Genomic DNA, 21,131 nt, shown 5'->3' on the forward strand with positions numbered 1-21,131 from the left:
CGCTCGCGCTCGCGCCATGCATGATCGTGCTCGAACCAGGTTGTCGTGGCATCTGGGCGCGGGGAGGCCACTTGATCCTGGATCGAGCGCGATCATGGTGGGCAGACGGTGGTTCGGACTGCTCCTGACGGGTATGCCGCTCCGCGCGGTGCGGCGAGGGACCCCCGCGCGCCGAGGACGGAGTGTCAAGGAGCGGAGCGTCCCATGGCTCAGCGGAACAGCTCAGGTCGCGGCGCGACTGCGACCAGGACGAAGCGACAGGCCGGCAATCAGACGCCGGGTACCCCGGGTGTCTCCGAGTCGGAGATCTCCCGGATGCGGGTGGACGACATCCGCGGGCAACTACGCAAACGCGGGGTCTCCGGGATCTCCGCGCTGCGCAAGCCCGACCTGGTGAAACAGTTGGTGCGCTCGATGCGGGCCGGCGCGGGTCGAAGCAGTACCGGCCCGACGGGCCGGGCCACCGGCACCCGGGCGTCGGCGGGTCGCGCCGCCGCCACGAAGAAGTCGGCGGCGAGGCCCGCATCGGGCCGCGCGAAGGCCGCACCGGCGAACAAGAGCGCTCCCGCGAAGCGGGCCGCCGCGACGAAGGCGACCGCCACGCGGACGTCGACGGCGGCGGCGAAGAGGGCGCCGGCGAAGAAGGCGACCGCCGCGAAGAGGACCACAGCGGCGACGTCGACGGCCGCCCGTAAGACCACGGCCGCGAGCCGGACCACGGCCGCCCGCAAGACCACGGCCGCCCGCAAGACCACGGCCGCGAGCCGGACCACGGCCGCCCGCAAGACCACCGCCGCCCGTAAGACCACGGCGGCACGCAAGACAGCGACGGCGCGTACGGCGCCCGCGCGGAAGGCGCCGGCGAAGAAGGCACCGGCCCGTCCGGCGGCGAAGCGCACGGCACCGGCCAAGAGTGCGGCGGCCAAGCGCACGACAGCGAAGCGCGCGACGCCAACCAAGAGTGCGGCGGCCAAGCGCACGACAGCGAAGCGCACGGCACCGGCCAAGAGCGCGCCGGCGAAGCGCACGCTGACACCATCGACTGGTGGCGGCACGACGGCCGGTGGGATCCGGACCGGACGGGGCACCGGACGGTCGGTCCGCAGCTCGCAGGTGATCTCGTCGGTCATGGACCGGCCCGAGCGGCCGGGGCGGAGTCTGATCACCACGAATCACGAGGTGATCCAGCGCTGGGCCCGGGAGCGTGGGGCCAAGCCGGCAACCATCGCGGGCACCGAGCGCGACGGTCGGGCGGGCGTTCTGACCTTCAACATCCCCGGTTACCGGGAAAGTAGCCGAATTCGCGAGATCACCTGGGATGAGTGGTTCTATACCTTTGATCTGCGCCGGCTGAACCTGATTTATCAGGAACAGTTGCGCAACGGTCGGCAGAGCAGCTTCTTCCGGACCGAGTCCCCCGATCGGGAGGACGGTTGAGGCGTTTGCGGGAATGGCTGACGGGTACCCGGCTGTTGCCAGAGATCGAGGCCCGAGCAGCGGATACTCGTCAGTTGTGACCGGCGAGACAGCGGTTCTGGGTTGAATCCAGAATCCGGGCGAACTAACTTTATTGCACCGCGCCACGCTTGGAAACGTTCGGGGGAGCGGCGGATCGATCAGATCCGCGCACCAGGCGAGGCGCGAGGGGACGGGTGGATTTACCGTTGGGGGACGGTGGCCACCTGTTTGGACCGGCGGCTGAGCGGGCGATGCTTACGGGGGTGAGTGTTTGCCCGCCGCCGCCGGCCCCACCGGCGGGCGCCCACTACGACCTCTGGGCCGTGGTGGGCGCTTTGCCGTGTCGAGGGTCGTGCGGTGCGGGCGACGGTGTCTGCTCCCGGCGCAGCGCGGCGACGTGCCGTTCCCGGGGTGGTCCGGCCACCAGGTGCCCGACGGCCGCGGCCAGGCCCAGCCCACCCACGAGCAGCCAGTGCCGGTCGCCGAGGTGTTGCAGGCTCACCCCGCCGAGGGTGGGAGCGACGAACGCCGCAGCCGGAAACGTCAGGTAGAAGACCGCCTGATAGCGGGCGCGTAGCTGCGGCGGCGCCAGGTCGGCGTTGATCTGCGCGTTGGGCGGTGCGGCGAGCATCGAGCCGATCGTCCAGACCGCCGCGGCGCCCAGGTAGACGGCCAGTTCGTCGGCGACGACGAGCACCCCGAAGCCGAGCGCGAGCAGCGCGGTGGAGGCGGCCAGCACGACGTCCTTGTGGTGCCTGTCGATCAGCCTTGGCACGAACAGTTGCCCGATCACGATCAGCGCGCCGCCGAGCGCCACCACCAGCCCGTACGCCGACGGCCCCAGGCCGTCCGCGCGCATGGCCAGCGGCATGATCGTCGACGTCTGCATGGTGAGGACGGCCAGCACGAAGGTGAGCCCGACGAAGACCAGGAAGGTGCGGTCGGTGAGCGCGGTGTGCAGTCCCGGTCGACGGGGACGGAGCGACGCGCGGGTGGCCGGTGCGGAGTCGGCCGGCCGCAGGGTCTCCGGCACCTTCCAGCCGATCACGGCGGCCGCCGTCAAGGTGGCCCCGGCGTCGACCAGGAACAGCGCGGTGAAGCTCGCCTCGGCCAGCACTCCGGCGAGCAGCGAGGCGACCGCCATGCCCAGGTTGAACGCCCAGAACTGCAGGTTGAACGCGCGGGAGCGACGTTCGGCGGGCACCACGTCGACGATCGCCGCGACGAACGCCGGACTGGGCATCGAGTGGACCACGCCGACAAGCGCGGAGAGCACCGCGATCAGGAGCAGGTGCTGGCTGAAGGCGAGCGCCACCATCAGGGCGACAGTGCTCAGGTGCGCGGCGAGCAGGGTCGACCGGCGGCCCCACCGGTCGGCGAGGACACCACCGAGCAGGACGCCGGCCGCGCCCCCGGCCCCGTACGCGCCGACCACGGTGCCGGCCAGCCCGATGCTCGCCCCGCGTACGTCGGTGAGGTAGAGCGACAGGAACAGCATGGCGAAGGCGCCGGCCCGGTTGATCAGCAGACCGGCCCAGAGGTACCAGAAGGTGGCGGGTAGCCCACCTGCGGTGTCGTGCCACAAGCGCCGCAGGGCGTGCACCCGACCTCCATACAGTTCGCTTTCTTAACTGTTCCGAGTGCAGGGTAGGAAATCGGGCCGCCCCGGCGCCAGTCGTCAGGCGGCCGCCTCGGCGGGTTGCGGCGTCCGGCTGGTGTCGACAGGTGCCAGTGCCTCGCCAGAGCGGCGTAGCGCGGCGGCCCGCCGCTCCCGGGCCGGCCCGGACACCAGGTGGGCCACGGCGGTCAGGACGCCGAGCGCGGCGCAGCCGTACCAGAGCGCGTCGTTGCCGATGTGCTCGCGGACCAGGCCGCCGAGGATCGGCGCGCTGGCCCCGGCGATCTGCCAGGACAGGGAGAACACGCCCTGGTAGCGACCGCGCAGCTCGGCCGGGGAGAGTTCGGCGATGAGGGTGGAGTTGGAGGGCGAGTTGAGCATCTCGCCGACCGTCCAGATCAGCACGGTCAGCCCGTAGAACCAGGCGGTGCCGGCGAACGCGGTCAGCCCGAACCCGACGCCCATCACCACGGACGCCAGCGCGAGCACGTGGGAGCGGCTCCGACCCCGGATCAAACGGGGTACGAAGAGTTGGCCGACCACGATGAGGATCCCGTTGAGCGCGATCACCGAGCCGTAGGTGGCCGGGCTCAGGCCGTCGTCGCCCATCGCGATCGGCAGCATCGAGATGTGCTGGAGGAAGACCAGCGCGGCGAACAGGTTGAGGGCCACGAAACCGAGGTAGACGCGGTCGGTGAGGATCGTGCGCAGGGCGCCGCGGGGAGCCGCGGTGGCGGTGACCGAACGGGCCTGCCGTGTCTCCGGTACCCGGGTGAAGATGATCAGCGCGGTGACCAGCATGGTGCCGGCGTCGACAACGAAGAGCAGCAGGTAGTCGGCCTGTGCGGCGAGGCCGGCGAGGACGGCGGCGCAGGCGAAGCCCAGGTTGATCGCCCAGTAGTTGAGCGAGAAGGCGCGCAGCCGGTCCTTCGCCGGCACCACGTCGATCATCATCGCGCCGAACGCGGGCCGGGCCGCCTCGGCGAACATGCCGAGCAGCAGGGCGCCCAGCGCCACCGCCCAGAGGTCCCGGGCCAGGCCGAGGCCGAGCATCATCGTGGCCGCGCCCACGTGGGCGGTGAGCAGTGTCGGCCGCCGACCCCACCGGTCCGCGAGGGTGCCGCCGGCGGTGGTGCCGAACGCGCCGCCGACGCCCCACAGCCCGATCACCAGGCCCGCCTGGGAGGCCGAGAAGCCGCGTTCCTGGGTGAGGTAGATGGCGAGGAAGACGAGGACGAACGAGCCGAGCCGGTTGATCAGGGTGCCGGACCACAGGTACCAGAAGGTGGTGGGCAGGCCGCCGGTGGTGTCCCGGAACCAACTCCGCATCGTCCGCATCTGGCGCCCCCGCTTGCAAGTAATGACCGGTATGACTGTCGCGCCTTACAACCCTAGTAGCGGCCGCAGCCGCAGGTCATCCGTGTTTTCACGTGGTGGTCGTCACGACGGCTGCCCGCGTGTCCCTTCGGCGGTTGAGGCAGGATGATCCGCATGACTGCGAGCGAAGGGCCCACCGTCGGGACGCTGGTCCTGCTGCGACACGGTGAGAGCGACTGGAATGCCAAGAACCTCTTCACCGGTTGGGTGGACGTCGACCTGACCGAGAAGGGCGAGGGCGAGGCGCGGCGCGGCGGCGAGTTGATGCGCGAGCACAGCCTGCTGCCGGACGTCGTGCACACAAGCGTGATGCGCCGTGCGATCCGTACCGCCGAGCTGGCGCTGAACGCCGCCGACCGACACTGGATCGCGGTGCGCCGGTCGTGGCGGCTCAACGAGCGCCACTACGGCGCCCTGCAGGGCAAGAACAAGAAGCAGACCCTCGACGAGTACGGCGAGGAGCAGTTCATGCTCTGGCGTCGGTCGTACGACACGCCGCCTCCGCCGATCGACGACAACGACGAGTGGTCGCAGGTCGGCGACCCCCGCTACGCGCTGCTGCCGACCGAGCTGATGCCGCGTACCGAGTGCCTCAAGGACGTCGTCGAGCGGATGCTGCCCTACTGGTACGACTCGATCGTGCCGGACATCCTGGCCGGCCGTACGGTGCTGGTGGCCGCGCACGGCAACTCGCTGCGCGCCCTGGTCAAGCACCTCGACCAGATCTCCGACGAGGCGATCGCCAAGCTCAACATCCCGACCGGCATCCCGCTGCGCTACGACCTCGACCCGCAGCTGCGCCCACTCACCCTGGGCGGCACCTACCTCGACCCGACGGCAGCGAAGGAAGCCGCCGCCGCGGTCGCCAACCAGGGCCGCTGAGCCGACGACGAAGGCCCCCGGGATTCCCGGGGGCCTTCGTCCTGCCCGGTTCAGCTCGCGGAGGGCCCGCTCTGCCCGGTGATCAGGTAGATCACGTGCTCGCCGGCGTTCACCGCGTGGTCGGCGAAGCGCTCGTAGAAGCGGCCCAGCAGGGTGGCGTCGATAGCGGTCTCCACCCCGTACGGCCAGTCGTCGCCGAGCAGCACCGCGAACAGGTTCTTGTGCAGCTCGTCCATGGCGTCGTCGTCGCCGTCCAGCTCGCCGGCCAGGTCGGCGTCGGGCTTCGCCAGCACCGAGCCGATCTTCACGGCCATCCGGTCGGCGATCTCGGACATCTCGGTGAAGACCGTCCGCAGCTCGGCCGGGACGGCGGGGGAGGGGTGCCGGCGCAGCGCGGTCTTCGCCACGTGCTCGGCGAGGTCGCCCATCCGCTCCAGATCAGCGGCCACGTGCAGCGCGGTGATCATCGCCCGGAGGTCGGAGGCGACCGGCGCCTGTCGGGCGAGCAGGTCACAGACCCGCTCCTCGACGTGTCGGTAGAGGTCGTCGATCTCGGCGTCCCGCTCGATGACCGTCTCGGCGGCCTGCCGGTCGGCGGTGAGCAGGGCCCGGGTGGCCTGGCGCATGGCGGCGCGGACGCCCTCCGCCATGTCCACCAGCAGTTGGCTGACGATCTGGAGGTCGGCCCGAAACTCGTCGCGCATCATCACGTCCTGTGGTCGGTCGCCGCCGGCGGGTGCCGGCGCAGGGGGTTGAGCAGGTGCGACGCCAACGGTATGGGGCGCGGACGGACCTCGGATGAACCACGGTGAACGACGCCAGACGCAGGGGTGAACACTTCTCGAAGTGCGGGTGGTTCGTCCCGTTCTGTGTGGTAGCCAGGTTAACAATGACCCTACGATCGCCGGGTGGAGTGGACGGTGGCGGTCGTGGTGGCCGTGGCGTTGGTGGCCGGGTTGGCCGCCGGTCTTCTGCTGCCCCGGTTCCTGCCCGTGCGGGACGGCCGCTCCACGTCGACGGGGAGCATCAGCTCCCGCTGGAGCAGGGGGAGGCCCGCGATAGCCGACGAGCAGCAGGCCGGGCTCGGCCGCCGGACGATCGACTCACTCCGGGCCGGTGTCGTGGTACTGGACAACGACGACGTCCCCGTGTTGATCAACCCGGCCGCCCGCGCGATGGGGCTTCTGCGTACCGGCAGCACCCCCGGCTCGATCGCCGCGCACCCGCTGATCCGTACCCTCGCCGGCCAGGTGCGGCGCACCGGAGTGCGGCGCGAGATCGAGCTGGACCTGCCCCGAGGTCGCGACAGCGCGGGGGAGAACCCGCTCGGCGTGCACCTGCGGGCGATGGGTCTCGGCAACGGCTTCATCGCGGTGGAAGCGGTCGACGTGACCGAGTCGCACCGGCTGACCCGCGTACGACGCGACTTCGTGGCCAACGTGAGCCACGAGTTGAAGACCCCGATCGGGGCGCTACAACTGCTCGCCGAGGCGTTGCTCGACGCCACCGAACCGGCCGACGCGGCGGCGCCCGATCTCTCCGAGGACCTGGTGGCCGCGCGCCGGTTCGCCGAGCGGATCCAGCACGAGTCGACCCGGCTGGGTCGGCTGGTGCAGGAGTTGCTGGAGTTGACCCGGTTGCAGGGCGCCGAACCGCAACCGCCACCCGAGCCGGTCGCGTTGGACTGGGTGATCGCCGAGGTCGTCGACCGGACCCGGACCACTGCTTCCGCCCGTGGGGTCGAGGTGACCGTGGACGGTCAGCGTGGCCTCACCGCGTACGGCAGCGACTCCCAACTCGCCACGGCGGTGGCGAATCTGGTGGAGAACGCCATCAACTACTCGGGTGAGGACACCGCGGTGCGGGTCACCCTCCGCGGCGACGACGAGCACGTCGAGATCGCGGTCGCCGACCAGGGCATCGGGATAGCCCCGACCGACGTGGACCGCATCTTCGAGCGGTTCTACCGGGCCGACCAGGCTCGTTCGCGTGCCACCGGCGGCACCGGACTCGGCCTGGCAATCGTGAAACACATCGCGAGCAACCATGGCGGACGGGTCGAGGTGTCGAGCACTCTTGGTGGTGGATCGACGTTCACCCTCCGGCTGCCCGCCAGTCCACCGGACGACCTGCTGGCGACACTGCCGCCGGTTGGGATCGAGTCCGGTCCGGCTGGGCTACGGCAGGTCTGACAGCAATGAAAGGAAATCCCCGTTGAGCCGCGTTCTGGTGGTCGAGGACGAGGAGTCGTTCTCCGACGCCTTGTCGTACATGCTCCGTAAGGAAGGCTTCGAGGTGTCGGTCGCCGCGACCGGCACCGACGCCCTCACCGAGTTCGACCGAACCGGCGCCGACATCGTGCTGCTCGACCTGATGTTGCCCGAGATGTCGGGGACCGAGGTCTGCCGGCAACTTCGGCAGCGGTCGGCCGTGCCGATCATCATGGTCACCGCCCGGGACAGCGAGATCGACAAGGTGGTCGGGCTGGAGATCGGCGCCGACGACTACGTCACCAAGCCGTACTCGCCGCGGGAACTTGTCGCCCGGATCCGGGCCGTGTTGCGCCGGCAGAGCCCGGAGGTGGCCGAGGCGGGGGCGCCGACACTGGCCGCGGGTCCCGTGCGCATGGACATCGAACGGCACGTGGTGACCGTCGAGGGCGGGGCGGTGCAGTTGCCGCTCAAGGAATTCGAGTTGCTGGAACTGCTGCTGCGTAACGCGGGCCGGGTGCTCACCCGTGGCCAGCTCATCGACCGGGTCTGGGGCGCCGACTATGTCGGTGACACCAAGACGCTGGACGTGCACGTGAAGCGGCTGCGTTCCAAGATCGAGCCGGAGCCGTCCGCGCCGCGTTTCATCGTCACCGTCCGGGGCCTGGGCTACAAGTTCGAGCCGTGATCGGCGTACCCGAGGGGGGTCTGCGCTCGACGCAGGCCCCCCTCGGGCTGTTCGCGCTTGGTCAGCGGACGACCTTGAGGTTGAAGATCGCGGTGTCGAGCCGGCCGTAGAGCCGCAACCAGAGCGGCATCAGCATCTCGGTGCCCCGCGCGGTGGAGAGGTCGCCGAGGTCGATCACGTCGGTGTGCCCGAAGCTGATGAGCAGCCCGGTGACGATCCGCTTGGCCTCCGCGTCGTCACCGGAGACGAACACGCTGTGCTCACCGTCGGCGAGTTGACGCGGATGCACCATCAGCTCGGCGGTCAGTGTGTTGAGCGACTTGACCACCAGGGTCTGTGGAAACTCGCGCTGGATGCGTTCGGCGAGGGAGTCGGTGTTGTGCACCGACAGGGTGGGCGGGAAGCCCGCGCCGAAGTCGAGCGGGTTGGCGATGTCGAGCAGCACCTTACCGGCCAGATTCGGTGCGCCGGCCGCCGTCAGGGCGGGAAGCGAGCCGTTGCCGTTTGTGGCGTTGACCACCAGCTCGGCGGCGCTGGCGGCTTCGGCCAGGGTGCCCAGGCCGACCTCGGGGTGCTGCGCCGACCAGGCGGCGTAGTCGCCGGCCCGGGTGGCCGCGACATCGCGGGTGCCGATGGTGACCTGATGGCCCAACTCCGCGGTGCGAGCGGCGATCGCCTGCCCGACCGAGCCGGTTCCGAGAACTGCGATACGCATGTCGATCGATCCTCCGTCGGTGTGCCGAGTGGACTCGTGCCGAGTGTCAGCAGGCTAACAGACAGGTCTGTCTACTGCGGCCCCATGAAGGGCGTCGTGCGCGTCAAGCCCACGTGCCAGGGCGGGGCGAGGCGGGCCGGGGCGCGCGGGGCGTGGCGGGGCGGGGCGGGGCGCGCGGGGCGCGGCGGGATATGGCCGGTGGCTGGGTGCACCCCCGCGACCCCTGTAGAGCTGCCCCAGATGTGGGGCGGGTCAGGCGTGTGGCTCCAGGAGGACTGGAATCGCGCTGCCCGCGCTGCCCGCGCTGCCCGTGCTGCCCGTGCTGCCCGTGCTGCCCGTGCTGCCCGTGCTGCCCGTGCTGCCCGTGCTGCCCGTGCTGCCCGTTTTGAAGTGTCCGCCCCATATTTGGGGCAGCTCTACAGGGGTCGCGGGGGTGCACCCAGGACCGGGCAGTGGACGTGCCGAAGGCGGTGGGACGCCAGGCGGGCCACGCCCGGGCGGTGCCGGCCGTTGACGCGATGAGGTTTGCAGACGGAACTGTCTGTAGGATCTGTGCCGCCACCAGCAGATCGAGGGAGTGTCGATGCCCGCGCCCCGCACCCCGGCCGGCTCGGCCCGGGACCGGATCCTGGACACCGCGTTCCGGCTGTTCTACGCGCACGGGCCGCGCGGCGTCGGCGTGGACACGGTGATCGCCGAGTCGGGCGTGGCGAAAGCGACGCTCTACAAGCACTTCCCGCGCAAGGACGATCTTGTGCTGGCGTACCTCGATCGGGTTGACCAGGCGTGGTTCGGCGCGTTGCGGGCGGCGGCCCGGGACGCCGGCGGCGAGCCGCGCGACCAGTTGGTCGGGATGTTCGACGCGCTGGTCGGCGCCTGTCGCCGGGACGGTTACCACGGCTGCGCGTTTCTCAACACCGCCGCCGAGTCACCTGCGGGCGGGCCGGTGCACGCCCGGACGGTCGAGCACAAGACAGTGGTCCGCGCCTGGGTGACCGAACTGGCCCGGCAGGCCGGCGCTGCCGAACCGGAACTGCTCGCCCGGCAGCTCACCCTGTTGCTCGACGGCGGGCTCGCCAGCGGTGTGCTGGACGGCGACCCGGCGATCGCCGAGGCGGCTCGGCGCAGCGCCCGCACCCTGGTCGACGACGCCCTACGCTGACCCGCCGCCGAGCGCTCAGAACAGCTTGCGCAGCGCGGCGGCGATCTCGGCAACCTCGGTCAGCCGGCTCTCCGTCACGCTGATCACCAGGTCGTACGCGATGTCCTGGTCGACCTCGTCGAGCTGAGCGACGGTGACGGCGTCCCTGATAGCAACTCTGCTACCAAGATCTGCTAAATCTGGTCGGCGGGGTGTGGGGCGACCATGCCCTGCTTCGTCCGGGCCGCGCACAGCTCGGCCAGCCGCTCGTAGGCGGCAGCGCCGATGAGCGCGGTCAACTCCGGGGCGTACGACAGGTACATCGGCTCGGCGCCGACGTGCGCGTCCGTCGAGGAGGTGCACCACCAGTCCAGGTCGTGCCCACCGGCGCCCCAACCGCGCCGATCGAACTCGGAGAGGGTGGAGACCAGCACCTTGGAGTTGTCCGGCCGCTTGACCCAGTCCTGATCCCGGCGGATCGGCAGCTGCCAGCAGACATCCGGCTTGTATTCCAACGGGTGCACGCCGTCGCGCAACGCCTGGCCGTGCAGAGCGCAGCCACCGCCGCCGGCGAAGTCGGCGTCGTTGAGGAACACGCAGGGACCGTCGGGGCCCTGGGTGGCGGTGCGGCGGGCCGGGTTCTTGCCGTCGATGGTGTCCTCGTCGGTCCAGTTCTTGAACCCGCGCCGGAAGTGCTGCCAGGTCGCCGGGGTGAGCCGCTTGACGGCGTTGCGGACCCGCTTCTCGTCGTCCGAGTCGGTGAAGAACGCCCCGTGCGAGCAGCAGCCGTCGGCGGCCCGGCCGGCGATGATGCCGTGGCAGCCCTTGCCGAAGATGCAGGTCCAGCGGGAGAGCAGCCAGGTCAGGTCGGCGCGGATCAGGTGCGTCTCGTCAGCGGGGTCGGTGAACTCGATCCACTCCCGCGGGAAGTCCAGTGGCACCTCACGGCTGCGCGGGTCGCCTGGGTCGTCCACCAGCACACGGAGCTCCATCGTCACCCGGACCAGCGTACGCGCGGTGACGTCCGCAGGCCGGCGAGCCGCGCAAACGAGTTGCACCTAGGGTCTTCACCATGCGACTGGGTGTCCTCGACGTCGGATCCAACACGGTGCACCTCCTCGTGGTGGACGCGCACCACGGCGCGCACCCGTGGCCGGCGCACTCCGAGAAGGTGGTGCTCCGGCTGGCCGAGCAGATCGGCCCCGACGGCGCGCTGACCGAGGCGGGTGCGGACGGCCTGGTCAAGGCCGTGGGCATGGCCAAGGCGGCGGCCACCGGCCTGGCGGCGGACGACCTGATCGCGTTCGCCACGTCCGCGGTGCGCGACGCCACCAACGCGGCCGAGGTGCTGACCCGGGTCCGGGATGAGACCGGTGTACGGCTCGCGGTGCTCTCCGGCGCGGACGAGGCGCGGTCGACGTTCCTCGCCGTCCGGCGGTGGTTCGGCTGGTCGGCGGGGCGGCTGCTGGTGCTGGACATCGGTGGCGGCTCGTTGGAGATCGCCGCCGGCATCGACGAGGACCCGGGCGTCGCGATCTCGCTGCCGCTCGGTGCCGGCCGGCTGACCCGCGAGCGGCTGGGGGTCGACCCGGCCAGCGCGGCCCCGCCGTCGGCGGAGGCCGTCGAGAAGCTCCGGGAGTACGTGGACGGCCGGCTGGACAAGGTGGTCGACCAGATCACCCAGGTCGGCTGGGACCGCGTGGTCGCCACCTCGAAGACGTTCCGGACCCTGGCCCGCCTGGCCGGGGCAGCTCCCTCCGGTGCCGGGCTGTGGGCGCGGCGCAGCCTGACCCGGGCAGGCCTGCGACAGGTCATCGGGTTCATCCGACACATCCCACCGGCCCAGTTGATGGAGCTGGAAGGGGTCAGCGCGGGTCGGGCGCACCAGCTGCTGGCGGGTGCCGTGGTGGCCGAGGCGGTGATGCGTCGCCTGGATCTGGACTCGCTGGACATCTGCCCGTGGGCGCTGCGCGAGGGCGTCATCCTCCGTCGACTCGATCAACTCGAACCGATCTGACCCGGCGGCCGGTTTCGGCCGGTTTGCCGGCGCTCGTCGCAATGGCGACAGCGCTGCCGGGCTACGCTGGCTGATGTGACTTCCCGCGTTCCCGTGCTCCTGTCCAGCTCGTCGGTCTTTCCCGAGCCGACCGCGGCGGCCTTCCAACTGGCCGCGGCACTCGGCTACGACGGGGTCGAGGTGATGGTCTGGACCGACGTGGTCAGCCAGGACGCGGGCGCGCTGCGCGGCCTCTCCGCGCACTACGGCACGCCCGTGCTCTCGGTGCACGCGCCGTGCCTGCTCGTCACCCAGCGGGTGTGGAGCCCGGACCCGTGGGAGCGGCTGCGCCGGGCCGCCGAGCTGGCCGAGACGCTCGGGGCGCCGACGGTGGTGGTGCACCCGCCGTTCACCTGGCAACGGGACTACGCGCGCAACTTCACCGAGGGGTTGGCCACGGTCGCGGACCGGTTCAGCGGGCTGCGGTTCGCGGTGGAGAACATGTACCCGGTGCGGATGGCGGGCCGGCAGTTCGTCCCGTACGTGCCCGGGTGGGATCCCACCGACACCGGCTACCCGTCGTACACCCTGGATCTGTCGCACTGCGCGGCCTCGCACAGCGACCCGCTGGAGATGGCCGACCGGATGGGCGCCGGGCTGGCGCACGTGCACCTGGGCGACGGCACCGGCGAGGGCCGCGACGAGCACCTGGTGCCCGGGCGCGGCACCCAGCCCTGCGGTGAGCTGCTCTCCTCGCTGGCCGGGCGTGGCTTCACCGGGGCGGTGGCGGTGGAGGTCGCCACCCGGGGCGCGAAGAGCCGCGCGGTACGCGAGGCGGACCTGCGTGCCGCGCTGGAGTTCGCCCGTCAGCACCTGACCGCGGCGTCCCCGGTCGACGCCTGACCACGTCCGCGTCCCCGGTCGACGCCTGACCACGTCCGCCCGCAACGGGCGGGCGGTGTCAGCTGACCGGTGAGAGCGCGTCCACGGCGCTCGTCGGCTGCGCGGCGACCGGCACCTGCTCACCGACCGCCGCCCGCTTGCGGGCCCGGTGCGCCGCCACGTGCGAGCGGGTGGCGCAGCGCTCCGAGCAGAACCGCCGGCAACAGTTGGACGACGTGTCCAGGTAGACGTTGCCGCACCGCTCGTCGGCGCAGACCCCGAACCGGGCACTGCCGTACTCGCAGAGCCAGACCGACAACCCCCAGACCGCGCCGGCCAGGTATTCGGCACTGACCGAGGCGCCCCGGCTGGTCACGTGCATGTGCCAGTCGCTGGAGTCGTGCCCGGAGATGCGCGGCTGCACCGGGAAGGCCTCGAGCAGCGCGTTCAGCTCGGTGACAGCCTGGCCGTCGCGCCCCGAGGTGCCGTACTCGAAGACGTCGCGCAACCGTTTCTGGGCTCGCCGGAAGATCGCGACGTCCCGGTCCGCGACCTCGTCGCGCATCCAGGCGTTCTCGTCGGGGAAGAGGGCCCGCAGGTCGTCGAGGTCGTCCAGGCGGGCGTTGACCAGGTCAACGCCGGTCCGGGCGTACGCGTCGAAGTTCACGCCCCAACGGTAGACGACTCATGGGGTGCGTGCCGCGTCGATGTAGTGCGGCAGGAACCTCGCGTAGCCGTCGGTGATCAGACTCGCGCTCTCCCGCACGCCCACGCCGGCCGACTCACCGTCGACGATCCAGCTGCCCAGCACCATCCGGTTGCCGTCGAACTGCGGCAACGCCCGGAACTCCTGGTAGCACCAGCCCTCGTCCCCGTAGATCCCCGGATTGGTGATCTCCTCCTCGGCGGTGACGATGCGTACCGAGCCGCCCTCCCGGCCGAGCAGCGGCTTGGCCACGTACTCCGTCATGCCGCGCGGCGAGTCGAGGTAGGCGGGAAGGAGCAGCTCGTGGTCGGGGTACAGCTCCCAGAGGACCGCGAGCAGTGCCTTGTTGGACAGCAGCAGCTTCCACGCCGGCTCGATCCAGGTGGTCGGGGTGCCCGGGGTCAGCGCCGCCGGCCCGTACGGCTCGGCCAGCATCCACTCCCACGGGTAGAGCTTGAAGCACGTGGTCACCGGACGGTCGTCGGCGTCGACGAAACGCCTGCCGTCCCAGCCGATCTTCTGGATCGGGAGCAGCTCGACGTCCAGGCCGGCCTGACGGGCGGTCTCGGCGAGGTAGCCGGCGGTCATGTGGTCCTCGCCCGACTCCTCCTCGTTCGACCAGAGCACGTGCACCCGTCGGTCGTGCAGCCCGGCCCCGATCTTGGCCCAGGCGCCGACCAGTCGCTCGTGCAGGCTGTTCCACTGGTCCAGCTCCGGCCGGGTCTGCTCCAGCCAGTACCACTGGATGATGCTCGCCTCGACGAGCGCGGTGGGGGTGTCCGCGTTGTATTCCAGCATCTTCGGTGGCCAGGTGCCGTCGTACGCCAGGTCGAAGCGCCCGTAGAGGGTGGGTGGGGCCTCCCGCAGCGACCGGGCCACGGCGTCGGCCGCCCACTCCGGGATGCCGAAATCGGCGTACCGGCGGGTGGCCACCACGTGCGCGGCAGCGGCCACCGACATCCGGTGCAGATCCTCGGTGGCCTCCTCCAGCCGCAGCACCTCGTCGAGGTCGAAGGCGTACGCGCCGGTCTCGTCCCAGTACGACATGATCCCGCCGTCGGGCAGCTCGGTGTCGACGTAGACCAGACCCTGCGCCCGGATGGTGGCGTCCCAGTCGGGTCGGGGCGTGACCTTCTCGCGGCGCACCTCAGCCGCCGCAGGAGGCGAGGTGGGTGCCGAACCCACCCCGATCGGGCAGGGCGGCCGTGGTCGGCTCCGGGGCGGCGCGGCCGGCGGACGGGTCGGGGACCCGCATCGCCAACGCGACCGTGTCGCCGCCGCCGACCGGCCCGAGGGCGCAGTCGTCGTCATCGTCGTCGTCAGAGGTCATGTTGCAGCCGGAGAGGGCGAGCGCGAGAGCGGTGAGCGCGCCGAGCTGCACGGAGGCCGACCGTAGCCGGCGGCGGGGGCGTTGGTCCACGGCATCGTTGTAGCCGATGGGCGCCACCGCCGTTGCCCCGCCCCCGGGTCCGGGGCGACCCTCCCCGCCCCTCGGCGGGGGTCCTGGCAGGGGCGATACGCTCGGCTCATGCTCCGTTCCGTCATCCTCGCCGCCTCCCGGTCATCCCAGGTCGAGCGGCTCGTCGCGACCGCCCCGTACACCCGGGACGTCGTTCGCCGGTTCGTCGCCGGCGCCACCACCGACGACGCGTTGCGCGCGACCCGCGAGCTCGTCGACAACGGTCTCGCGGTCACCCTCGACCACCTCGGTGAGGACACCGTCACCCCCGAGCAGGCCATCGCCACCCGGGACGAATACCTGAAGGTGCTGAAGATGCTCGGCGGCGCCGGGCTCACCCCGCCCGCCGAGGTGAGCGTGAAGCTCTCCGCTCTCGGACAGATGTTCGACGAGCAGTTGGCGTACGACAACGCGCGGGCGATCTGCACGGCGGCGGACGCGGCGGGCACCACCGTCACCCTGGACATGGAGGACCACACCACCACCGACTCGACGCTCGAGGTCCTCAGCCGGCTGCGCAAGGACTTCCCGTCGACCGGGGCCGTGCTCCAGGCGTACCTGCGCCGGACCGAGTCGGACTGCCGGGAGCTGTCCTCGGCCGGGTCGCGGGTGCGGTTGTGCAAGGGGGCGTACAAGGAGCCGGAGTCGGTGGCGTACCAGTCGGCCCGGGAGGTCGACAAGTCGTACGTCCGCTGCCTGAACATCCTGATGTCCGGCGACGGCTACCCGATGCTCGCCACCCACGACCCTCGGATGATCGCGATCGGCGAGGACCGGGCCCGCTGGTTCGACCGGGGACCGGAGCGCTTCGAGTTCCAGATGCTCTACGGCATCCGCCCGGAGGAGCAGACCCGTCTGGCCGGCGAGGGCTACATGGTGCGCACCTACGTCCCGTACGGCGACGAGTGGTACGGCTACCTGATGCGCCGGCTCGCCGAGCGCCCCGCCAACCTGGTCTTCTTCGGCCGCGCCCTGATCTCCAAGAAGTAGTTCCCCCGGTTCGGCCGACGGACCGGACCGATCGGCCGGGGCGGCTTCGCCCCGGCCGGCGGATGGTCGTACCCTTCGGCGGGTGACTGACGGGGTGCAGCAGCCAGCACCACGGCGGCTCTGGCCGCTGTGGACGGTGCTCGTGGTGGTCGTCCTGCTGCTGGGCTGCGGCCTGCCGGCGCTGCTCGTCGTCGGCGTGATCCGAGAGGGTGGCGCCCGGTCCACGATCAGCCGGGCCGGCGCCTCGACGGCCGACGACCCCGCCACCGCCGCGGCCCGCGAGCTGACCGACCGGATGACCGCCCAGCTCGACAGGCAGTCCGCGGCGCTGCTCGGCGGCGACCGCGCCGGCTTCCTCGCGATCGCCGAGCCCGTCGTGCACACCGAGCTGCGCCGACGCTTCTCCGCACTCCGCGAGCTGAAGGTGACCGTCTGGCGGGCCGAACCGAGCGGCCTGCCCGCGCCGATCATCGGCAAGCCGGGGGAGTGGCGGCTCCTGGTCCGCTTCCAGTACTGCTTCGTCGCGCCGAACTGCCGGCCCAGCCCGGTGCTGATCGGCACCCGCTGGCGGGAGAACGGCGACCAGCCCCGGTTGGTCGCCATTGAGGAATCCAAGTCGGTGGAGACCGGCACCCGACCGTGGGAGGTCAGCGACCTGGTCGTGGCGATCGGCGCGCGGACCATCGTCGCCACCACCCCGGCGCTGCGCGGCAAGCTGCCCGGTCTGCTGGCCCAGGCCGAGGCGGCCGCCAAGGTCGCCGACGGGTACGTGGTCGCGGGCTCGCCACCGGACCGCTACCGGATCTTCTACGCCGGCCGCGCCGAGTGGAAGCGCTGGTACGGCGGTGACCGGCCGGGGTGGACCGGCGGTTACGCGGTGACCGTGGGCGGCGGCCACCACGAGGTGGTGCTCAACGCCGACGGGCTTCCCAGCAGCGGCACCGACGACCTGCTCCGGCACGAGTTGACCCACGCGGCCTCGCTGCCGGAACGCGGCTACCCCGGCAAGACCACCTGGTGGCTGGTGGAGGGGCTGGCCGAGTTCGCCGGTGCCGGGGGTCAGGCGGTCGACAGGTACGAGGGGCTCGCCGAGGTACGCAAACTGGTCCGGGGCAGGTGGGACGGCAAGTTGGCGGGCGTCAACCCGGCCGACGACGCCTCCGCCGAGCAGGTCGGCGGCAGCTACGGTGTCGGCTACCTGGCCGTCCGGCACCTCGTCGACAGGTACGGGCCGCAGCGGTTGCTCACCTTCTTCAAGGCCGTGGTGCACGAGCGCAAGACCCTCGACGTGGCCGCCGAGGAGGCGTTCGGCGAGCAGTGGTCGACGCTGCACGACGAGTGCGTCGCGTATGTCCGTGCCGCCACCGCCTGACGTGCTCGCGGGTGGCGCGACGGTGCGCCGTACCATCGATGGGTGCGCCGCCCTCAGTCACCTCGGCCGGGCAGCACCATCCGGCCTCGCCTGCTCGTCGCCCTGACCGCCGTCGCCGTCCTCACCTTCACCACCGCCGCCTCGTGCGGCGACGACGACACCGACCTCGCGCTGGCGTCGGCGGCCCGCAACCCGGTCAGCGAGCTGATCGATGCCCCGGCGACGGTGACCGCCCGCGCCGCCGCGACCCTTACCGCTCCCGCCGACGGCACGCTGAGGAGCCTGCGTGTCCAACCCGGACAGCGGGTGAAGAGTGGTCAGGTTCTCGCCGTCGTCGACTCGCCCGCGGCCCAGCAGCGGCTGCGTCAGGCGAAGGAGGCGTTGGACGCGGCGAAGCGTGCCGGTCGGGGTGTCTCCACCGGCAACCTGACCAGCAGTCGACGTGGCACCGACAGGGCGGCCGACGAGGCGTTCGACGCCACCCGTAAGGCCGCCGAGAAGATCGCCGACCCGCAGGTGCGGGACGCTCTGCTGACCCAGGTGACGGCCGCGCAGCGGCAGTACGCCGCCGCCGCGCGCAGCGCCGACCAGGCCGTCCGCGCGGTGCAGCGGGGGATCAACGGGCTGAGCTCGGCCGTCGGGGCGCTCTCCGCGGCGCAACGGCTACAGGCCCAGCAGGCGTACGACCTGGCGAAGATGACAGTCGACGCGTTGACCCTGCGCGCGCCGATCGCCGGCATCGTGCAACCGGGCGGCACCCGGGCCGGCGGTGGTCCGAGCGGTGGCCTCGCAGGGCTGTTGGAGCAGGCCGGTGGCGCCCAGGCGGGCGGCATCGACCCGTCCGTGCTGACGCCCGGCCAGGGCGGGCCGCCCGCCGGGGTGGACGACGCGGTCGCGGTCGGCGGCCAGGTCACCGCCGGCACACCGGTGCTGACAGTTGTGGACACCGGGCAGCTGGGGTTGCTCGCCGAGGTGGACGAGACCGACGTGCTGCTGGTCCGGGCCGGTGTGACCGCCACCGTCGAGTTGGACGCGGTCAGCGGCGCCAGCTACGACGCGACGGTCCGCTCGGTGGACGTGCTGCCCACCAACTCCGCCCAGGGCGGGGTGACCTACCGGGTGCGCCTCGCGCTGGGCGCCGGAAAGCTGGCCGAGGACGCGCCGGCCCCGACGCCCCGCCCGGGCATGAACGCGATAGTGCACCTGCGGGTCCGCGAGGCCGCCGACGCGGTGACCGTACCCGCCTCGGCGGTGTTCTCCGCCGACGGCCGGGACGCGGTCTGGGTGGTCCGCGACGGCCGGGCGGGCCGGGCGGCGGTCACCGTGGGCGTCCAGGGGTCGGATCTGGTGCAGATCCTCAACGGCGTGCAGCCCGGCGACCGGATCGTGGTGCGCGGCACCGACCAGGTGCGTGACGGCCAGGAGGTGCGGTGACCGACGCCCCGCCGGCGATCGAGGCGGTGGAGGTGTCCCGGACGTACCAACTGGACGGGGTGTCCGTCGAGGCGTTGCGCGGGGTGTCCCTCGTCGTGCGACCGGGCGACTACGTGGCCCTGGTCGGTCCGTCCGGCTCGGGCAAGTCCACACTCATGCATCTCCTCGGCGGGCTGGACCGGCCGACCGGTGGCCGGTTGGTGATCGGCGGTCGGGACGTCAACACCCTCGCGCCGCCGGAGATGGCCGCCCTGCGCAACGAGACGATCGGTTTCGTCTTCCAGGCGTTCCACCTGCTGCCGCGTACCTCTGCGGTGGAGAACGTGGCCCTTCCGCTCGTCTACCGGGGCGTGCCGGCGCGGCAGCGTCGGGAGCGGGCGGCGGCGATGCTCGGCCGGGTCGGCCTCGGGCACCGCCTGGACCACCGGCCCAACCAGATGTCCGGCGGGGAGCAGCAACGGGTGGCGATCGCCCGCGCGCTTGTCACCGAGCCGACGGTGCTGCTGGCCGACGAACCGACGGGCAACCTGGACAGCGTCACGGGCACGGCGGTGCTGGAGTTGTTGGAGCAGTTGAACGTGGAGTCCGGGGTGGCGCTGGTGATGGTCACCCACGACCAGGAGGTGGCGGCCCGAGCCCAGCGGCGGATCACGATGCGCGACGGAGTGGTCGTGTCGGACAGCGACACCCCTCATGATCGACCGCCGTCCGTCGATACCTGTCGACCTGCGACACTGGTCTCCGCTCCCAGCGCGGAGCCCCGGTCCGCGTCCGGAAGCGGCCCGGGGCACCCGTCCGGTGGCTCCGGTGGCGCCGCCGGAGCCACCGGGCGCCTTCCGCGGGAGGCCGATCCGGGCCGGCCCCAGGTCGAGCGGCCCGAGGTCGAGCGGCCGGGGGGCGCGGCGTGAGGGTCGCCGAGGCGTGGCGGGTGGCGCTGGACGCCCTGCGGGCCAACCGGTTGCGCAGCGCGCTGACCATGCTCGGGGTGATCATCGGGGTCGCCTCGGTGGTCCTGCTGGTGGCCATCGGCACCGGCACCAAACAGAAGGTCGAACAGCAGGTCGAGGGCCTCGGCTCCAACCTGCTGCTGGTGGTCCCCGGCCGGATCGAGGTGGGCAACGCGCCGGTGGTCTCGCCGCTGACCCTCAAGGACGTCGACGCCGTCAGCCGGGTGGTCGGCGACCCCGACCTGGTGGCGGTCACCGTCGCCTCCGGAGCGACCGCGCGGGCCGGTGCCCGTTCCGACTTCACCACCGTGCAGGGGGTGCTGGAGACCACCCCGACGGTGTTCACGCGGTCGCTGGCCCGGGGCCGCTATCTCACCCGCACCGACGTGGACACCAGCCGACGGGTGGCGGTGCTCGGCGACGCGGTGGCCCGCACGCTCTTTCCGGACCGGGACCCGCTCGGCCAGCAGGTGACGCTGGCCGGGGTGCGGTTCCGGGTGATCGGCACCTTCGCGCCCCTCGGGCAGAGCCTCGGCGTCGACCGGGACGACGAGGTGCACGTGCCGGTGACCGCCGCGCAGCGGCTCTGGGGCACCCAGCGGGTGGACGGCATCGCCGTGAAGGCCCCGGACCGGGAACGGATCGACGAGCTGGGCGAACGGATCGTCGCGGAGCTGAACCGCCGCCACCCGGACACCGAGTTCAGCGCCGTCACCCAGCAGCAGATCCTCGGTGTGCTCGGCGACATCCTCGGCATTCTCACCGGCGTACTCGCGGCCATCGCCGGCATCTCCCTGCTCGTCGGCGGTGTCGGGGTCTCCAACATCATGCTGGTGAGCGTGCGGGAGCGGACCCGGGAGATCGGGCTGCGCAAGGCCGTCGGGGCCCGCCCCCGCGACATCGGTGTGCAGTTCCTGCTGGAGGCGGTGCTGCTCACCACGATCGGTGGGGTGACCGGGATGGCGCTGGGCGTAGGCACCGCCCTGCTGATCGACGGGCTGTCGCCGATCCCGGCCGCGATCACCTGGTGGTCGTTGGCGCTCGCCTTCGGGGTGTCCGCCGTGGTGGGCATCGTCTTCGGGGTCGTCCCCGCGCAGCGCGCCGGCCGACTCGACCCGGTGGTCGCGCTGCGCGCCGAGTGAACAGCGTCGGAGCAACGGAGACGCCGGGGCGGCGTCGGAGCAACCGGACGCGGGGCGCGGGTGGGGAGATTCCGGGAGTGTGGATCGGGTGAACGGCGAGAAGAAACATGATCA

20 protein-coding genes and 1 pseudogene are annotated in these 21,131 nt (G+C 71.8%); 12 read left to right on the forward strand and 9 right to left on the reverse strand.

Translation table 11 applies throughout. From position 1 onward, the window contains the following. Positions 1–269: 269 nt before the first annotated feature. Positions 270–1,130: a hypothetical protein gene (locus ACPXBU_RS27505; protein WP_425760405.1), complete on the reverse strand. Its 861-nt coding sequence runs from the start codon at positions 1,128–1,130 to the stop codon at positions 270–272. Between ACPXBU_RS27505 and ACPXBU_RS27510 the strand changes: the two are divergent. Continuing rightward, positions 1,042–1,437, forward strand: a pseudogene (locus ACPXBU_RS27510) (hypothetical protein); the annotation flags it as partial. The gene ACPXBU_RS27505 and the pseudogene ACPXBU_RS27510 overlap by 89 nt on opposite strands. A 328-nt stretch (positions 1,438–1,765) precedes the next feature. Here the strand turns inward: ACPXBU_RS27510 and ACPXBU_RS27515 are convergent. After that, on the reverse strand, positions 1,766–3,061 hold the full coding sequence (locus tag ACPXBU_RS27515) for an MFS transporter (protein ID WP_425760281.1): 1,296 nt from the start codon (positions 3,059–3,061) through the stop codon (positions 1,766–1,768). Between the two features lie 75 nt (positions 3,062–3,136). Next, positions 3,137–4,414, reverse strand: coding sequence for an MDR family MFS transporter (locus ACPXBU_RS27520; protein ID WP_425760282.1), 1,278 nt, complete (start codon positions 4,412–4,414; stop codon positions 3,137–3,139). Positions 4,415–4,567: 153 nt separating this feature from the next. Between ACPXBU_RS27520 and ACPXBU_RS27525 the strand changes: the two genes are divergently transcribed. Further along, positions 4,568–5,335: a phosphoglyceromutase gene (locus ACPXBU_RS27525; protein WP_357068292.1), complete on the forward strand. Its 768-nt coding sequence runs from the start codon at positions 4,568–4,570 to the stop codon at positions 5,333–5,335. Positions 5,336–5,385: 50 nt separating this feature from the next. On the opposite strand, the gene phoU is transcribed toward ACPXBU_RS27525, so the two are convergent. After that, a complete protein-coding gene (gene phoU, locus ACPXBU_RS27530) occupies positions 5,386–6,039 on the reverse strand; it encodes a phosphate signaling complex protein PhoU (protein WP_393369880.1) in 654 nt (217 codons plus the stop codon). Between the two features lie 204 nt (positions 6,040–6,243). Here phoU and ACPXBU_RS27535 point away from each other — a divergent pair, with 204 nt between their 5' ends. Both ACPXBU_RS27535 and ACPXBU_RS27540 read left to right on the forward strand, forming a co-directional pair. After that, positions 6,244–7,527 carry a sensor histidine kinase gene (locus tag ACPXBU_RS27535; RefSeq protein WP_393369883.1) on the forward strand — a complete coding sequence of 428 codons (1,284 nt, stop codon included), beginning with the start codon at positions 6,244–6,246 and terminating at the stop codon, positions 7,525–7,527. Between the two features lie 22 nt (positions 7,528–7,549). Beyond that, a complete protein-coding gene (locus ACPXBU_RS27540; RefSeq protein WP_039906992.1) occupies positions 7,550–8,233 on the forward strand; it encodes a response regulator transcription factor in 684 nt (227 codons plus the stop codon). A gap of 61 nt (positions 8,234–8,294) precedes the next feature. Here the strand turns inward: ACPXBU_RS27540 and ACPXBU_RS27545 are convergent, their stop codons facing one another. Next, positions 8,295–8,948 carry an NADPH-dependent F420 reductase gene (locus tag ACPXBU_RS27545; protein WP_425760283.1) on the reverse strand — a complete coding sequence of 218 codons (654 nt, stop codon included), beginning with the start codon at positions 8,946–8,948 and terminating at the stop codon, positions 8,295–8,297. A gap of 583 nt (positions 8,949–9,531) precedes the next feature. On the opposite strand from ACPXBU_RS27545, the gene ACPXBU_RS27550 reads away from it, so the two are divergent. After that, a complete protein-coding gene (locus ACPXBU_RS27550; protein ID WP_425760285.1) occupies positions 9,532–10,110 on the forward strand; it encodes a TetR/AcrR family transcriptional regulator in 579 nt (192 codons plus the stop codon). Positions 10,111–10,283: 173 nt separating this feature from the next. Here ACPXBU_RS27550 and ACPXBU_RS27555 read toward each other — a convergent pair whose 3' ends face one another. Continuing rightward, positions 10,284–11,081 (reverse strand): hypothetical protein, encoded by a 798-nt coding sequence (locus tag ACPXBU_RS27555; RefSeq protein WP_393370456.1) that lies wholly within the window; start codon positions 11,079–11,081, stop codon positions 10,284–10,286. Positions 11,082–11,161: 80 nt separating this feature from the next. Between ACPXBU_RS27555 and ACPXBU_RS27560 the strand changes: the two genes are divergently transcribed. Further along, the gene (locus ACPXBU_RS27560) at positions 11,162–12,106 is read left to right on the forward strand and encodes a Ppx/GppA phosphatase family protein (protein ID WP_393369889.1); all 945 of its coding nucleotides are present in this window, start codon (positions 11,162–11,164) and stop codon (positions 12,104–12,106) included. Between the two features lie 75 nt (positions 12,107–12,181). Further along, the gene (locus tag ACPXBU_RS27565; RefSeq protein WP_425760286.1) at positions 12,182–12,988 is read left to right on the forward strand and encodes a sugar phosphate isomerase/epimerase family protein; all 807 of its coding nucleotides are present in this window, start codon (positions 12,182–12,184) and stop codon (positions 12,986–12,988) included. A gap of 58 nt (positions 12,989–13,046) precedes the next feature. Here the strand turns inward: ACPXBU_RS27565 and ACPXBU_RS27570 are convergent, their stop codons facing one another. Genes ACPXBU_RS27570 through ACPXBU_RS27580 form a run of 3 tightly spaced genes read right to left on the reverse strand, consistent with a single transcriptional unit; the run spans position 13,047 to position 15,093 of the window. Next, the gene (locus ACPXBU_RS27570; RefSeq protein WP_393369895.1) at positions 13,047–13,634 is read right to left on the reverse strand and encodes a CGNR zinc finger domain-containing protein; all 588 of its coding nucleotides are present in this window, start codon (positions 13,632–13,634) and stop codon (positions 13,047–13,049) included. 18 nt (positions 13,635–13,652) lie between these two features. Next, positions 13,653–14,819, reverse strand: coding sequence for a glutathionylspermidine synthase family protein (locus tag ACPXBU_RS27575; RefSeq protein ID WP_425760287.1), 1,167 nt, complete (start codon positions 14,817–14,819; stop codon positions 13,653–13,655). Position 14,820: 1 nt separating this feature from the next. Continuing rightward, positions 14,821–15,093 (reverse strand): hypothetical protein, encoded by a 273-nt coding sequence (locus ACPXBU_RS27580; RefSeq protein WP_425760289.1) that lies wholly within the window; start codon positions 15,091–15,093, stop codon positions 14,821–14,823. A 108-nt stretch (positions 15,094–15,201) separates the two neighbouring features. On the opposite strand from ACPXBU_RS27580, the gene ACPXBU_RS27585 reads away from it, so the two are divergent. The 5 genes from ACPXBU_RS27585 (at position 15,202) to ACPXBU_RS27605 (ending at position 21,017) form a co-directional block, all read left to right on the forward strand. Continuing rightward, positions 15,202–16,122 carry a proline dehydrogenase family protein gene (locus ACPXBU_RS27585; RefSeq protein WP_425760291.1) on the forward strand — a complete coding sequence of 307 codons (921 nt, stop codon included), beginning with the start codon at positions 15,202–15,204 and terminating at the stop codon, positions 16,120–16,122. Between the two features lie 82 nt (positions 16,123–16,204). Then, positions 16,205–17,494, forward strand: coding sequence for a hypothetical protein (locus ACPXBU_RS27590; protein WP_393369905.1), 1,290 nt, complete (start codon positions 16,205–16,207; stop codon positions 17,492–17,494). A 42-nt stretch (positions 17,495–17,536) separates the two neighbouring features. Beyond that, the gene (locus ACPXBU_RS27595; RefSeq protein ID WP_425760293.1) at positions 17,537–18,928 is read left to right on the forward strand and encodes an efflux RND transporter periplasmic adaptor subunit; all 1,392 of its coding nucleotides are present in this window, start codon (positions 17,537–17,539) and stop codon (positions 18,926–18,928) included. Further along, positions 18,925–19,836: an ABC transporter ATP-binding protein gene (locus tag ACPXBU_RS27600; RefSeq protein ID WP_425760295.1), complete on the forward strand. Its 912-nt coding sequence runs from the start codon at positions 18,925–18,927 to the stop codon at positions 19,834–19,836. The genes ACPXBU_RS27595 and ACPXBU_RS27600 overlap by 4 nt, the downstream gene beginning before the upstream one ends. Next, entirely contained in the window at positions 19,833–21,017 is a 1,185-nt protein-coding gene (locus tag ACPXBU_RS27605) for an ABC transporter permease (protein ID WP_393369913.1), read from the forward strand. Before ACPXBU_RS27600 ends, ACPXBU_RS27605 begins: the two co-directional genes overlap by 4 nt. The last annotated feature ends 114 nt before the right edge of the window (positions 21,018–21,131 follow it).

It is taken from the genome of Micromonospora sp. DT231 (genome assembly GCF_049847025.1).
GTDB lineage: Bacteria > Actinomycetota > Actinomycetes > Mycobacteriales > Micromonosporaceae > Micromonospora.